14 protein-coding genes are annotated in these 13,909 nt (G+C 60.8%); 6 read left to right on the forward strand and 8 right to left on the reverse strand.

Annotation, left to right across the window (positions count from 1 at the left end; genetic code table 11):
* Positions 1-88: 88 nt before the first annotated feature.
* The 3 genes from GOX88_RS09880 (at position 89) to GOX88_RS09890 (ending at position 2,690) form a co-directional block, all read left to right on the forward strand.
* A complete protein-coding gene (locus tag GOX88_RS09880) occupies positions 89-427 on the forward strand; it encodes an STAS domain-containing protein (RefSeq protein WP_170401003.1) in 339 nt (112 codons plus the stop codon).
* Positions 428-459: 32 nt separating this feature from the next.
* Positions 460-900 (forward strand): ATP-binding protein, encoded by a 441-nt coding sequence (locus GOX88_RS09885; protein WP_254436275.1) that lies wholly within the window; start codon positions 460-462, stop codon positions 898-900.
* 212 nt (positions 901-1,112) lie between these two features.
* Positions 1,113-2,690: a gamma-glutamyltransferase family protein gene (locus tag GOX88_RS09890; RefSeq protein WP_170401005.1), complete on the forward strand. Its 1,578-nt coding sequence runs from the start codon at positions 1,113-1,115 to the stop codon at positions 2,688-2,690.
* A gap of 25 nt (positions 2,691-2,715) precedes the next feature.
* On the opposite strand, the gene hspQ is transcribed toward GOX88_RS09890, so the two are convergent.
* Positions 2,716-3,042: a heat shock protein HspQ gene (gene hspQ / locus GOX88_RS09895; RefSeq protein ID WP_170328114.1), complete on the reverse strand. Its 327-nt coding sequence runs from the start codon at positions 3,040-3,042 to the stop codon at positions 2,716-2,718.
* 80 nt (positions 3,043-3,122) lie between these two features.
* Between hspQ and GOX88_RS09900 the strand changes: the two genes are divergently transcribed.
* Positions 3,123-4,004: an AEC family transporter gene (locus GOX88_RS09900; RefSeq protein ID WP_170401006.1), complete on the forward strand. Its 882-nt coding sequence runs from the start codon at positions 3,123-3,125 to the stop codon at positions 4,002-4,004.
* 60 nt (positions 4,005-4,064) lie between these two features.
* On the forward strand, positions 4,065-4,646 hold the full coding sequence (locus tag GOX88_RS09905; protein ID WP_170401007.1) for a transglycosylase SLT domain-containing protein: 582 nt from the start codon (positions 4,065-4,067) through the stop codon (positions 4,644-4,646).
* A 12-nt stretch (positions 4,647-4,658) separates the two neighbouring features.
* Here the strand turns inward: GOX88_RS09905 and GOX88_RS09910 are convergent, their stop codons facing one another.
* The 4 genes from GOX88_RS09910 to GOX88_RS09925 form a co-directional block, all read right to left on the reverse strand.
* Complete coding sequence (locus GOX88_RS09910) at positions 4,659-5,255, reverse strand: LolA family protein (RefSeq protein ID WP_170401008.1); 597 nt, start codon at positions 5,253-5,255, stop codon at positions 4,659-4,661.
* Between the two features lie 39 nt (positions 5,256-5,294).
* Positions 5,295-8,189 (reverse strand): DNA translocase FtsK, encoded by a 2,895-nt coding sequence (locus GOX88_RS09915; protein ID WP_170401009.1) that lies wholly within the window; start codon positions 8,187-8,189, stop codon positions 5,295-5,297.
* A 14-nt stretch (positions 8,190-8,203) separates the two neighbouring features.
* Positions 8,204-9,385, reverse strand: coding sequence for an aminotransferase class I/II-fold pyridoxal phosphate-dependent enzyme (locus tag GOX88_RS09920; RefSeq protein WP_170401010.1), 1,182 nt, complete (start codon positions 9,383-9,385; stop codon positions 8,204-8,206).
* Positions 9,386-9,494: 109 nt separating this feature from the next.
* Entirely contained in the window at positions 9,495-10,823 is a 1,329-nt protein-coding gene (locus GOX88_RS09925) for an amidase (RefSeq protein WP_170401011.1), read from the reverse strand.
* Positions 10,824-10,876: 53 nt separating this feature from the next.
* Between GOX88_RS09925 and GOX88_RS09930 the strand changes: the two genes are divergently transcribed.
* Entirely contained in the window at positions 10,877-12,139 is a 1,263-nt protein-coding gene (locus GOX88_RS09930) for an FAD-dependent monooxygenase (protein WP_254443326.1), read from the forward strand.
* Here the strand turns inward: GOX88_RS09930 and GOX88_RS09935 are convergent.
* Genes GOX88_RS09935 through trxA form a run of 3 tightly spaced genes read right to left on the reverse strand, consistent with a single transcriptional unit; the run spans position 12,136 to position 13,901 of the window.
* Complete coding sequence (locus tag GOX88_RS09935; RefSeq protein WP_170401013.1) at positions 12,136-12,321, reverse strand: Trm112 family protein; 186 nt, start codon at positions 12,319-12,321, stop codon at positions 12,136-12,138. The two genes, GOX88_RS09930 and GOX88_RS09935, sit on opposite strands and share 4 nt — an antisense overlap.
* Entirely contained in the window at positions 12,318-12,959 is a 642-nt protein-coding gene (locus GOX88_RS09940; RefSeq protein WP_170401014.1) for an LON peptidase substrate-binding domain-containing protein, read from the reverse strand. Before GOX88_RS09940 ends, GOX88_RS09935 begins: the two co-directional genes overlap by 4 nt.
* A 27-nt stretch (positions 12,960-12,986) precedes the next feature.
* Complete coding sequence (gene trxA, locus GOX88_RS09945) at positions 12,987-13,901, reverse strand: thioredoxin (protein ID WP_170401015.1); 915 nt, start codon at positions 13,899-13,901, stop codon at positions 12,987-12,989.
* Positions 13,902-13,909: the final 8 nt, after the last annotated feature.

Here is a 13,909-nt window from a genome sequence, read left to right on the forward strand (position 1 = left end):
TCTTTTTCCATCCGATGGATACCGAATGGTAAGATTTGCCGTCTAGCGTATTTCTACCAGCGATTTTCAGATTAGAGGACCGTCGCGCATGGCCCTGACCAGCACAACGACCGACGCAACCCAGATTATCAAAGTACATTCAGACCGGATCGATGCGGCCATGGCTATCCAGTTCAAGGAAGACATGCGCAACGAGGCCGAAGGCGGCGCCATACGGGTGGTGCTGGACCTGAGCAGCGTGGAGTTCATCGATTCAAGCGGGCTGGGCGCCATCGTCGCCTCGATGAAACAGCTTGGCAACGACCGAAGGCTGGATCTGGCCGGGTTGCATCCCTTCGTCGAAAAGGTGTTTCGGCTGACCCGTATGGACACGGTTTTCAAGTTGTACCCGACTCTGGATGACGCCTTGTCGGCCACCGCCAACTGACCCTTCCGACTATCTGAATAGGCCCAATGCCCATGTGTGACGGCAAATGTTTGGATCTGAGCTTTGCAGCGACCGAGTCTGAGGCCAGCGCCGGTATTGCGCAGCTCAGCAGATGTCTGGCGACGCAGGGGTTGCCGCAGCACAAGGCGAGTGACGTGAAGATTGCCTTAGCCGAGGCGATCAACAACGTGGTCGAACATGCTTATGCCGATGTGACGCCCGCCAAGGTCAAGGTGCGGTGCCGTCTGCACCGGAACTGGCTGGATATCCTGATCTCGGACACCGGTAACCCCCTGCCCGGATTTCGGGTGCCCGACGGCGTTCCGGCACCGCTGGGATCAACCATTGAAGACCTGCCCGAAGGTGGATTCGGCTGGTACCTGATCCACAAATTGACCAGCGACATCCGGTATGAACGCTCCGATGGTTGCAACCGATTGTCACTGCGGTTTGACTTTCCTGATCCAGCCTGACTGCAAGAAAACGTCACAATAAGGCCCAGATCGAACCATTGTGGCGCCGCAAACACCGGACAAAAAGGTACTTGTAGCTCAGATAGCTTCCCTCGGCGCCATGTGTCACAGCCCCCACCCAGTGAACGGCGCCGAGGAACTTCTCCCTCATGTGACTGGACAAGTTCTGACCGCGCGATACCTTCGGCGCGTTCAAATCGGGGAATAGCATCATGCGGGATTTTCACACTCCGGGCCGGTCCGAAGTTCTGGCGACCGAAGGGATGTGCGCCACGTCGCACCCTCTGGCGGCGAAGGTGGCCGTGGATATTCTTGCACGGGGCGGCAACGCGATGGATGCAGCCATTGCCGGGGCGGTCCTGCTGGGCATTTGCGAACCGCAGATGACGGGGTTGGGGGGCGATTGCTTTGTCCTCTATAACCGAGCCGGAGAGGATGAGATCCGCGCCCTGAATGGTTCGGGCCGTGCGCCTGCCGCAGCCGATGCGGAAAAACTGCGGGCGCAAGGGCTGAATTCGGTGCCCCAGAATACCGCGGTCGCCGTGACCATCCCCGGCGCCGTCGATGCGTTTTGTCATCTGGTGGAAGCCGAGGGCAAGCTGGGTCTGGACGCCATCCTGCAGCCCGCCATTCACTATGCCGAAGCCGGCGTGCCGGTCGCACCGCGGGTCGCTTTGGACTGGGCGACCGGGGCGACCACCCTGCAAGGCGCGGCGCGGGCGCATTATCTGATCAATGACAAAGCGCCGAATGTCGGGCAGATTTTTCGTTCCCCCGGTCAAGCTGAGGTTCTGCGCCGGATTGCCCAAGACGGGCGGGACGCGTTTTATTCCGGCGACATCGCCGAGGACATGATCGCGGCGCTGACCGAACGGGGCGGCACCCACACGGCTGAGGATTTTCGGGCCACTGCCTGCACCAAAACCCTCCCCGTCAGCGGCCCGTATAATGGGCTGGATCTGGTCGAGCATCCGCCCAACGGCCAGGGTGCTACCGCGATTTTGCTGCTGAACATCCTCAAGAATTTCGACCTTGCCAGCATGGACCCGTTCGGAACCGAGCGCCTGCATATCGAGGCCGAGGCCTCAAAGCTGGCCTATGACGCCCGCAACCGGTTCATTGCCGACCCCGATCACACAACCCATGCAGATCGGTTCCTGGATCAAGGCGTGGCCGACAAGCTGGCCGCGCTGATTGACCCGAAGCGCGCGATGCCTGCTGCGGCCCCTCTGACCGAGGCCATTCACAAGGACACCGTCTATATCACCGTGGTGGACCGGGACAGGATGTCGGTGTCCCTGATCTATTCGATCTTCCACAGCTTCGGCTCGGGGATAGCGTCCGAAAAATATGGCATTCTGCTGCAGAACCGGGGGGCTGGCTTTACCCTACAGGCGGGCCATCCCAATGAGTTCGGCGGCGGCAAACGCCCCATGCACACGATCATCCCCGGGCTTCTGAAACAGAATGGCCGCGTCCTGATGCCGTTCGGAGTGATGGGAGGTGCCTATCAGCCCACCGGTCATGCCCGGTTCGTGTCAAACCTGACCGACCACGGGCTGGGCATGCAGACCAGCATAGATGCACCGCGTGCTTTTGCGGACAATGGTGTTTTGAAGCTGGAACGCGAAATTTCGCCCAAGGTGACTCAACAATTGTGCGAAATTGGACACACTGTTGAAATCCCAGAAACGCCACTGGGCGGCGCACAGGCTATTCGAATCTGTGAAAATGGTGTTCTGAAGGGCGCAAGTGACCCGCGAAAAGACGGCTGCGCGCTGGGGTATTGACCGGCAAACGCGCGGTCAGCGGGTCTCAGTTCAGATGGAAGTGCAGCGGGTAGGACCCGTTTTCGAACGGCCCGAACATATCGGGGATATCCGGGTGCTCGACCGGTTCGCCCGACTGATCCGCGACCAGATTTTGTTCTGAAACATAAGCGACATAGAAGGACTGATCGTTTTCCGCCAACAGGTGGTAAAACGGCTGATCCTTGATCGGGCGGCTGTCTTCGGGGATGGCCTGATACCACTCTTCGGTATTGGAAAACTCTGCATCCACGTCAAATATCACCCCTCGGAAGGGATGTTTCTTGTGACGGACCACCTGACCCAGGCGGTACTTGGCATGTGTCTTCAGCATTGTTTCTGCCCCCAATAGTCTTACTACCTGTTTCCGCGCCGAAATGCCAATAATTGATCCGAATTTAAGGGAAACAGTCTGTGAACCTCTTGCTGACAGTGTTCGAAATCGTGGCGCCGGTCTTTCTTTTGGCGGGGATCGGATTTGCCTGGGTCAAGCTGGGATTCGAGTACCGGTTGGAGTTTGTCACTCGTCTTGGCGTGACGCTTGCGGTGCCCAGTCTGATCTTTGTGGCCCTGATGCAAACCGAAATACCGCCCGGAGATCTGACACGCTTTACACTGGCCGCCATTGCCGGACATGTCGGGCTGGCAATCGTTTTCGAGGTTTTCGTACGCCTGCGTGGATTGGACCGAAGAACCTACCTGTCTCCGCTGATTTTCGGGAACACGGGCAATTTGGGCCTGCCATTGTGCATCTTTGCCTTTGGGCAGGCCGGACTGGGCTATGCGGTCATTTTTCTGGCCGTCACTGCCCTGTTGTCTTTCACTTACGGCATCTACCTGGTGGCCGGGAAAGGCGGGTTCGGCAAAGCGGCACGGGAACCGATGGTCTGGGCGACGCTGTTGGGGGCCTTGTTCCTTTGGCGCGGCTGGCAAACCCCGGTCTTTTTGACCAACACACTGGAACTGTTGGGGCAGATGGCCATTCCGATGATGCTGATCACAGTCGGGGTCGCAATCGCCCGCCTGACGACACAGAAAATAGGGCAGGCTGTCTGGCTATCGCTGATCAAACTCGTCGTGTGCTTTGCCTTGGGATGGGCTTTGGCCGTCTTGTTCGGCCTCGATTCCATAGCGTTTGGCGTAATGGTCATGCAAATATGCACACCGGTTGCCGTGACGTCCTACATTTTGGCGGAACGGTTTGAGGCGGATGCAGACGCAGTGGCAGGGATGGTCATGATCTCGACAATCCTGTCTGTCGCGGCGTTACCTCTCATTCTAGCTATTGTTCTGTAACGATTGTGATTTCCTAAAAGCTCAATCTGCGCTAGAATAAAAGAAAAAGGCACGAGGCACATGAGCAGAATTCTTATCGTACTCTTCGGGGTGCTGCTTTTGGCATCCTGTGGGGGTGGATCCAAGCAGCCGCCCAGCAAGCTGAATGACGCGTGCAGCATTGCGCGCGAACGGCCCGAATACATGAAGGCCTTCAAAAACACCGAGCGGAAATGGGGCGTTCCGGTCCATGTGCAGATGGCGACGATCTATCAGGAAAGCCGTTACAAGCACGATGCCCGCACGCCGCATCAATACGTTCTGGGTGTGATCCCGATGGGCCGCCAAAGCAGCGCCTATGGCTTCAGCCAGGCACTGGACGGCACGTGGGAGCAATATCAGAAAGAAACCGGCAAGCGCCGCGCCAAGCGGGATCGTATCCGCGATGCGTCGGATTTCATCGGCTGGTATATGAACAAAAGCTACCAGCGGAATGGCATCCACCCCAGCGACACGCGCAACCAGTACCTCGCCTATCACGAGGGGCACACCGGTTACGCGCGCGGCAGCCACTATAGCAAGACGTGGCTGTTGAATGTCGCCAATGACGTGGACGCGCGCGCCAAGCTGTATCAGGCGCAACTGTCCGGTTGCCGCTACTGAAGGGCTAGCGGGTCAGCGGTTGCCTGACCCGCTTCTGTTCGATTTTGTAAACAGGTCCCGACTCAGGTTCTTGCCTGTGTCCAGCTGCCCCAGCAGCACGGTGGTCTGGGTCCCTGCATTGTCGTGAATGACCCATTTGCGCAACTCGACCGGGTTGTCGGTGAACATCAGCTCGATCCGACCTGATTCAGGATTCTTGGGGTCCTGAGCTGTGACGACGGTCGCGGTGCCGTCGAAATCGTGGCCAACGACCATATTCGCCTGCCCCAGATTCACATTGCGCGCCAGCACCAAAGACAGCGGCGTCCGGTTCAGCGGGTATTGCTCGGGCGGCTGGTTCGATTTGGGGTCAAAGATCTGCACGGTGCCCGTGTTGGCCAGAACAACGGCGCTGCTGGGCGGATCATATTCGAACCGCATCTTGCCCGGCCGCTGTAACCACAGCTTGCCGGTGCTCAGCGAGCCGTCATCATTGACCTGAGTGAATGTCGTCTGAACGGTCTTCAGACCGTTCAGATAGTTGGAAATCTGCGACAGCGGCAGTTTTTCGGCCGCCCAGGCCGCCGGAGCGGCCAGGGTCAGGGCAAGGGCAAAAGCAATCTGTTTCATGGCTCACAGATAGGCGCTCTGCCCTTGTTATTAAATATCCTACTGCTCGGGGACGAGGATTTCCCGCTTACCGACGTGATTTGCCGCCGATACAACGCCTTCGTCCTCCATCTGCTCAACCAGCCGCGCCGCCTTGTTGTAGCCGATGGCGAGTTTCCGCTGGATATACGAGGTCGAGCATTTGCGATCCTTGATCACAATCGCCACCGCCTGATCGTACAGAGCATCCTCTCCGTTCGTGTTGCCACCGGTGTTCAGGCCCAGAACCGCGTCGATATTTTCAGCCTTTTCCTCGGCCGGGCCATCGACCACGCCGCTCATGTAATCGGGCGGACCGAATTGTTTCAGATGGTTGACGATTTCCTCAACCTCTTCGTCCGAGACAAAGGGCCCGTGGCAACGGGTGATCTTGGCGCCACCCGCCATGTACAGCATGTCACCCTGCCCCAGCAGCTGCTCGGCGCCCATCTCACCCAGAATGGTGCGGCTGTCGACTTTCGAGGTCACCTGGAACGAAATCCGGGTCGGGAAGTTCGCCTTGATCGTGCCTGTAATCACATCGACCGAGGGGCGCTGTGTGGCCATGATCAGGTGAATACCCGAGGCCCGCGCCATCTGCGCCAGACGCTGAATGCAGGCTTCGATTTCTTTGCCCGCGACCATCATCAGGTCGGCCATCTCGTCGACGATGACGACGATATAGGGCATCGCCTCGGGGGCGAATTCTTCGGTCTCGAACACGGGCTCGCCGGTTTCATCGTCAAACCCGGTCTGAACCGTGCGGCTGAACAGCTCACCCTTGTTCAGCGCGTCTTTCACGCGGCCGTTGTAGCCTGCGATGTTGCGGACGCCCATTTTGGACATCTTGCGGTAACGATCCTCCATCTCGCCCACGACCCATTTCAGGGCGACAACCGCCTTTTTCGGGTCGGTCACAACGGGGGACAGCAGGTGCGGAATGCCGTCATAGACAGACAGCTCCAGCATCTTGGGGTCAATCATGATCAGGCGGCATTCATCCGGTGTCAGTTTGTACAGCAGCGACAGGATCATCGTGTTGATTGCCACCGATTTGCCGGACCCCGTGGTCCCCGCGATCAGCAGGTGAGGCATTTTCGCAAGGTTCGCCACCACGGACTCACCACCGATATCCTTGCCCAAGGCCAGCGGCAGCGCGTGGTTGCCATCGCCGAAATCGCGGCTGGCGAGGATCTCGCGCAGCACCACCATCTCGCGGTTTTCGTTGGGCAGTTCGATCCCGATCACCGAGCGGCCCGGCAGGGTCGAAACCCGCGCCGACAGCGCCGACATCGAGCGCGCGATATCGTCCGCCAGACCGATCACACGGCTGGCTTTCAGGCCCGGGGCGGGTTCCAGTTCGTACATGGTGACAACCGGGCCGGGACGAACACTGACGATCTCACCCTTCACACCGTAATCATCCAGCACGTTTTCAAGCATCCGCGCGTTTTCTTCCAGCGCCTCATCACTGAGGTGATGACGTTGGATACTGGCCGGGTTTGACAACAGGCCCAAAGGCGGCAGTTCGAAATCGGAATGCCGGTCTTCGAACGACAGCGCGGGCTGAGCCTCGGCCTGAGCGCGGCGCGAAGGCGGTGGAGTGCGCCGCACGGGCTGCGCCACCACCGGTTTGCGCGGCTCGGCCACCGGGATTTTCATCGCCGGGCGCGGCTGCGGTTCGGGTTCGGGCATCGGGGTATCCTCGAACACCGCTTCGTCTTCGAAATCCGGCTCGGGCGCGAAATCCTCGTGCAGCGGCTCCTGCTGCCATTCGGGCGCAGGCTCTGCCGTCAGCATCGGTTCAGGCGGCAGACCGGCCGACGTCATCGGCGGTTCGGGCGGTAGCTCTTCCCCACCTCTGGGGTTCAGGATCAGCGGGTCCGGGCCACGACCCCGCCCCTTGGTCAGCGGCAGGTTCGGGTCATGCTCGGGCGCCATCTCGCCCGCGGCGACCTTGCGGTTGCGCACGGCGGCGGAAATCTTGGACCGGATACGGTCCTCGCCCGGCATCTCGTCAAAACCCGCAACGGGCTCGAGATCGACCAATTCGGGTTCGGGCATCGGCTCGGGACGGCGGATCAGGCTGGGCATCCGTGCCAGCAAACCGGTTTTTGCAGGCTCGGGTTCATCGAATTCCGGCTCTTCGAAGATCGGGTCATCGAAAGCGATTTCATCATCGAATACGGCATCCGCGCGGGCGGTCTTGCGTTCCTCCCACTGCGTGCGACGGTCGCGGGCGGCCTGCGCGGTGGCGGCAGCGCCACGGCCCAGCAAGTTCATCAGCATGTCATACGACATCACCAGACCCAGCAGGAAGGCGCGGAAACCTTTGCGCACATCAGCCTTGGTGAAACCGAGTACAAAGACACCCAGCACCAGCATCCCGGCGGCCATCGCCAGTGACATCAGCTTGACCATGAAATGCGAGGAAATCGGCAGCAATGTCAGAAGCGCGCCCATGACGGTATCGCCGAACAGTCCACCCAGACCAAAGCTGTGTGTCGCGCGCCATGCCTCACCCGGCACCAGCGTCGCGGCGTAGACCGAGACAACAGCAATCCAGATCGGGGCAAAGATCAGGCGGGCGACCGCGCGTTCTGCGCCGAAATGGCCGGCAAAGCGAACGCCCCAGCCAATCAGCACCAGCGCGATGCTCCAGCTGCCCCAGCCCACGATCATGAACAAGGGTGCCGCAATCGAGGCACCAATCCGGCCCATCCAGTTCTGTACCGGCGCGTCGGTCGAGACCATCCAGTTCGGATCATCCGGCGTGTAGGACCAGATCATTGCGGCAGCGGCCAGCCCCAGCAGGATCAGGGCGATTCCGATCAGTTCCTTGCTGCGCCGCTCAATCGCGGCCTGAGTCGTGCTGTCCAACAATGGATCGCGGTTGCGCGCGTTCAATGATGCCATTTTGCCCTCGTACCTCACGAATAGATGCAGTCGCGGAGCTTGATCAGCCCTTGCTGCAACTCTGTTTTTGGGGCCACCAAAGCGACCCGGATAAATTGCTCGCCCGGGTTTTGCCCCGGATCACCTTGAGAAAGATATGCGCCCGGCAGCACCCGAACACCGGTTTGCTTCCAGACCTTCAATGCAGTTTCTTCACCGTTTTCGACCGGCAGCCACAGGAAAAACCCGGCCTCGGGCGGCATATAGCCCTGAAGACCCGCGAAGACCTGATCGGCAATCGCGTATTTTTCCTGATAGAGCGCACGGTTCTCGGCAACGTGTTCTTCATCCGCCCAAACCCGGGCAGCCGCGGCCTGCAACGGCAGCGGCAGCGGTGCGCCAGCATAGCTGCGCAACTGTTTGACCCGTTTGATTGTCTCGGGGCCACCGGCGATCAGGCCCGATCGCAGGCCAGCCAGATTTGACCGTTTCGACAGGGAATTGAACAGTGTCACCCGCTCAGGATCAGCACCCAGCTCTTGCGCCACGGTCAGCGCCCCCGTGGGGACCTCATCGCGGTAGATCTCGGAATAGCATTCGTCAGCGAAGATGCGGAAATCGTATTTCTCGGCCAGTTGGATCAGTTCGACCCAATAGTCGTGCGAGGCCACCGCCCCCTGTGGGTTTGCAGGCGAACAGATATAGGCCGCGACGGTGCGGTTCAGGACATCCTCGGGCAGGCTTGCATAGTCCGGCAGATGGCCGGTGGCGGCCGTGGCAGGCACGAAAACCGGCTCGGCCCGGACCGAGATCGAGGCGACCATATAGACCTGATAGAACGGGTTCGGGCACAGGATGGCCGGTTTCTGGCCGTTCTTTTCCTCGGGGCACAGCGCCATGGCGGCGTTGTACAGCCCTTCGCGCGTGCCGTTCAGGGCCATCACGTTGGTCTCGGGGTCCATCGTGACGCCATAGCGGCGGCTGATCCAGTCGGTGATCGCGCCCCGCAGCTCGGGCGAGCCTTCATTCGGCGGATAGCCCTGAAACCCGGCGGCGTTTTCGGTGATCACATCCGTCACCCACGCCGGAAAATCATGCATCGGCGCACCGATGGTCATGTGAATCACGTCGCCGCCCGGCTGATGGTGGTCCAACAGGGTGCGCAGACGCGGGAATGCGTATTCCGGTAGGTTCGAAAACCGCTCGGGGAAGTTCATAACTGCTGCCTCAATATCGGGATCATTTTCGCCCCGTTTTTTTGGCAGGTTACAGATCACACCCCGCTTCGTCCAGACAAAGAGGCGCCGAATCAGGGGATTGTGACATTCAGGCCAAAGCCGCCTCGGCCGCTGATCCCAGCCGTAACAGAGCCTCTTCCGACCCCGGATAGCCCATCATCATCAGCCCGCAACCGGGTGTTCCGGTGGGCAATGTCAGCGCTGCCAGCCCCATCAGGTTGCCAATCCGCGTGTTGCGCAGGGCCAGCAGGTTTTCGGTCACATAATAATCGTGGTCGCTCATCAGCCGGTCCAGATTCGGCGGCAGGATGGGTGCCGTCGGGGCCAGAACCGCGTCAAACCCGGCGGTGGCTGCGTCCCACGCGGCGCGGATGGCCTTCAGCTTGGACCAGGCGGCGATATAGTCAGGACCAGAGGCGTTTTTGCCCGAGCGGAACCGCTCCAGAATTTCCGGATACATCGCGTCCGGGTTGGCCTCGATCACGTCGCGCCACAGCCCGTAGGCTTCGGTTGTGTAGAGGATACCGGACAGACCCATCGCCTCGTTCAGTTCGGGCACCTCAAGGGGCACAATCTCGGCCCCGGCATCCCGCAGACGATCCAGCGCTCCGTCGAACGCCTTGCCCGGGACATCCCGCAAATCATCCTTTGCGACGTTCTGAAGATCAGCAAAGCGGCGACCTTTCAGACTGGCCCCGCGTAGATCGGCCGGCGTGTTCCCTTCCATCATCGCCAGCAGATGGGCCGCGTCCTCGACCGACCGGGCCAGAGGGCCAGCGGTATCGAAACGCAAACACAAGGGCACCACACCTTCCAGACTGACCCGCCCGGCGGTTGTCTTCAACCCGACCAGATTGTTCCAGGCCGCCGGGATGCGCACCGACCCACCCGTGTCCGAGCCGATCCCGCCCGCCGCCAGGCCCCAGGCCACCGACGCACCGGCCCCCGAGGAAGATCCGCCCGGAACCGCTTCTTCATCGTTGATACAGGGCGGCGTTCCGGTGATCGGGTTCAGGCCCAGCCCGGAAAAGGCCAGCTCGCTCATATGGGTTTTGCCCAGACAAACGGCCCCCATCCCAGTGGCGTTGCGCAAAACGACCGCATCAGCCTCGGGCACGCGGCCCTTCAACAGGGCCGATCCGGCCTCGGTCGCGGTTCCCGCCGTATCGAACAGGTCTTTCCAGCTGATTGGCACGCCATCCAGCAGCGACCGGCGCAGGCCCAGCTTGGCGCGTTCTTGCGCGGTCTTTGCCTCGGCGCGGGCGCGGTCGTGAGTCACGCGGGCATAGATTCGATCGCTGTGGGGATGGGCGTCGATAGCCGAGAGGTAAGCCTCGGTCAGTTCCACCGGATCGATACGCCCCATGCCGATACCCCGGCCCAGATCACACGCCGTCATGGTCAGCCAGTCCTGCATCCCCGCCCCCCGAAAAAATTCTGCTGCATCGGACGGTAGCGACAGGACCGCACATGGACAATCCCGAAAGGCCGCGCATATTGCGAGGCATGGAACAGAAGACCGATATCCTGATTGTTGGCGGCGGGCTGAACGGCCCGGCCCTGGCCTTGGCTCTGGCGCAGACGGGGCATTCCGTCACCGTGATTGACGCCTTGGCCGAGAAGGTGCGCAAGAATGCGGCCTTTGACGGGCGCGCCTATGCGCTGGCGCTGGCCTCGCAACGCCTGCTCGACGCAGTCGGGGTATGGGATTGGGTCGCCGAGCATGCCCAACCGATGTTAGAGATCAAGGTCACCGACGGGCATGCGGGTGCAGGACCGTCTCCCTTCTTCATGCATTTCGATCACGCCGAGATCGAAGAAGGCCCGATGGGGTATATGGTCGAAGATCGCCACCTGCGCCGCGCCTTTCTGGACGCAATGGCCGAGGAAACGGGCATCACCCAGATCAATGGCCGGACGGTCGTCGCGCAAGAGGCTGACGCAACCAGTGTGACCCTGACGCTGGACGATGGCAGCATCGTCACCGGTGGCCTGTTGGCAGGCTGCGATGGACGCCGCAGCGGCACCGCAGCGCGCGCGGGCATCAAGCGCACCGGCTGGGATTACGGCCAAACCGCGTTGGTCTGCGCCATCGAACACGACCTGCCCCATCACGGCATCGCACATCAGTTCTTCATGCCGCCCGGTCCGCTGGCCATCCTGCCGCTGACCGGCAACCGCAGCTCGATTGTCTGGAGCGAGCGGTCTGAGGCCGCACAACGCATCAATGCCCTGCCCGAAGAAGAGTATTTGCAGGTTCTGCGCCCCCGGTTCGGGGATTTTCTTGGTAATATCCACCTGCAGGGCGACCGGTTCACCTATCCGCTGAACCTGACCATCGCCAATTCCTTTATCGGAGACCGCATGGCTCTGGTCGGAGACGCCGCCCACGGCATGCACCCGATTGCCGGGCAAGGTCTAAATGCGGGCCTGCGGGACGTAGGCGCGCTGGCCGAAGTGCTGACGCTGGCCGGACGACGGGGCGAGGATATTGGCTCGGTTCTGGTCTTGGAGCGCTATCAGGAATGGCGTCGCTTTGACACCGCCGCGCTTGCGATGGCAACGGATGTGTTCAACAAGCTGTTTTCCAACGACAATCCGCTGCTACGCGTGGGGCGTGATATTGGAATGGGGATTATCGGCTCTCTGCCCGGACTACGCCGGGGCTTTGTGCGCGAGGCCGCCGGGTTGACCGGAGACCTGCCGAAACTGCTGCAGGGCCGCCCGATTTAATCCAGCTGGCGCGCCTCGTCCACCAGCATCACCGGGATACCGTTGCGGATCGGGAAGGCCAGACCAGCGGCCTTGGACACCAGTTCCTGCTTTTCGGCATCGTAGTGCAGCGTGGTATGGGTCTGCGGACAGATCAGCGCCTCAAGCATGTGGCGATCAAAGAGGTGTTCGGGGTCGGTCATTGTAGTTTTTCCTCATTCGTTCCGCCGCGCATGGCGAATTCTATCAGTGTCACCAAAGTCTCGCGCCGGGTACGCAGGCACGGGGCTTCTAGCAGTGCCTGTTTTTCTTCGGGGTCGAAATCCAGCAGCATCGACAACGAGTTGACCAGCAACTCGTCATCGGCGTCTTTCAACGTATCCCAGTCCGTTGAAAGCTGGCGCGAAGCAAAAAAACGTTCCAGCAGGTACAAAAACTGCGAGCGGTCGAACCCGTCGTCCAGTTCGGCCTTGCCCAGATCGCGGTCAAACCCGCCCCATGACACGGCGCAGCGCCGATAGGGTGTAAAGGCGTCCAGCTCTGACGTGATGCGGAACCGTGAAATACCGGTCAGCGTGATCAGATACCTGCCATCTTCGGTTTCGGAAAACTGCGTCACCCGCCCGGCGCAACCGATCTGGTGCAGTTTGTCCTCATCGCTCTGACTAGGGTTCGGCTGTACCATGCCGATCAGGCGTTCCTGCGTTTTCAGGGCGTCGTCCAGCATTTGCAGGTAACGCGGCTCGAAAATATGCAGCGGCAGACGGGAACGGGGCAGCAGCAGCGCCCCGGGCAAAGGAAAAACGGATACCGTTTCCGGCAGATCAGCGGGATGCATCATGTACCCGAGTGTAGCTCTGATCCGGGATTAGGCAAATATCATCGAGCTGAGTTTGCGCCGCCCGTTCAGAACAATCGGATCGTTGGGCTTGAGCGCGTCGAAGATGGTGAACAGCTGCGTCTTGGCGGCGCCGTCATTCCACTCACGGTCGCGACGGAACAGGTCCAGCAGTTGCGCAACAGCCTCTTCTACATCGCCGTTGGCGTGCAGGGCCTGCGCCAGATCGAAACGGGCCTGATGGTTGTCGGGCTCGGCTTCGACCGCTGCGGTCAGCTCGGCCACAGGACCCGCATCAGCGGCCTGTTTGGCCAGCTCCAGCTGCGCATGGGCGGCTTCCAACTCGGGTGACGAGGAAATCTCGGCCGGTGCACCGTTCAGGATCGCCTCGGCCTGTTCCAGATCACCTGCCGCAATATGGGCACGCACCAGCCCGCCATAAGCACCGGCATGGTTGGGGTCTTCACCCAGAATGGCGGCAAAGGTCTGGGCTGCGTCACTGGCGGCGCCCTCAGACAGCATCTCTTCGGCGGCGGCAATGGCGTCGTCCAGTTGCCCACCGGGGCTTTCACCGCCCGCGGCTTCGATCACGCGGTCGACAAATGCCTTGATCTCGGAGCCCGGCTGCGCGCCCTGAAACCCGTCCACAGGCTGACCCTTGAAGAATGCATAGACGGTCGGGATCGACTGGATGCGCAGTTGCGCGGCGATCATCTGCGCCTCGTCCACATTGATCTTGACCATCTTCACCGCGCCCTTGGCGGCGGTCACTGCTTCTTCCAGCAGCGGACCAAGCGTCTTGCAGGGGCCGCACCACGGCGCCCAGAAATCCACGATCACCGGAATCTCCTGCGAGGTTTCGACCACGTCGGCCATGAACGTGGCCTCGGTTCCGTCCTTGATCAGGTCGGCGTCTGGGCTGGCTGCGGCGTTCAGAAGGTCCATGGTATTCA

Origin of the sequence: Ruegeria arenilitoris, from assembly GCF_013030985.1 — a bacterium.
GTDB lineage: Bacteria > Pseudomonadota > Alphaproteobacteria > Rhodobacterales > Rhodobacteraceae > Ruegeria > Ruegeria arenilitoris_B.

Bases quoted from the DNA above. Each gene is read 5' to 3' on its own strand.
- GOX88_RS09880 (WP_170401003.1), top strand. From the start codon at position 89: ATGGCCCTGACCAGCACAACGACCGACGCAACCCAGATTATCAAAGTA.
- GOX88_RS09885 (WP_254436275.1), top strand. From the start codon at position 460: ATGTGTGACGGCAAATGTTTGGATCTGAGCTTTGCAGCGACCGAGTCT.
- GOX88_RS09890 (WP_170401005.1), top strand. From the start codon at position 1,113: ATGCGGGATTTTCACACTCCGGGCCGGTCCGAAGTTCTGGCGACCGAA.
- hspQ (WP_170328114.1), bottom strand. From the start codon at position 3,042: ATGCTGAAGACACATGCCAAGTACCGCCTGGGTCAGGTGGTCCGTCAC.
- GOX88_RS09905 (WP_170401007.1), top strand. From the start codon at position 4,065: ATGAGCAGAATTCTTATCGTACTCTTCGGGGTGCTGCTTTTGGCATCC.
- GOX88_RS09910 (WP_170401008.1), bottom strand. From the start codon at position 5,255: ATGAAACAGATTGCTTTTGCCCTTGCCCTGACCCTGGCCGCTCCGGCG.
- GOX88_RS09915 (WP_170401009.1), bottom strand. From the start codon at position 8,189: ATGGCATCATTGAACGCGCGCAACCGCGATCCATTGTTGGACAGCACG.
- GOX88_RS09920 (WP_170401010.1), bottom strand. From the start codon at position 9,385: ATGAACTTCCCCGAGCGGTTTTCGAACCTACCGGAATACGCATTCCCG.
- GOX88_RS09925 (WP_170401011.1), bottom strand. From the start codon at position 10,823: ATGCAGGACTGGCTGACCATGACGGCGTGTGATCTGGGCCGGGGTATC.
- GOX88_RS09930 (WP_254443326.1), top strand. From the start codon at position 10,877: ATGGACAATCCCGAAAGGCCGCGCATATTGCGAGGCATGGAACAGAAG.
- GOX88_RS09935 (WP_170401013.1), bottom strand. From the start codon at position 12,321: ATGACCGACCCCGAACACCTCTTTGATCGCCACATGCTTGAGGCGCTG.
- GOX88_RS09940 (WP_170401014.1), bottom strand. From the start codon at position 12,959: ATGATGCATCCCGCTGATCTGCCGGAAACGGTATCCGTTTTTCCTTTG.
- trxA (WP_170401015.1), bottom strand. From the start codon at position 13,901: ATGGACCTTCTGAACGCCGCAGCCAGCCCAGACGCCGACCTGATCAAG.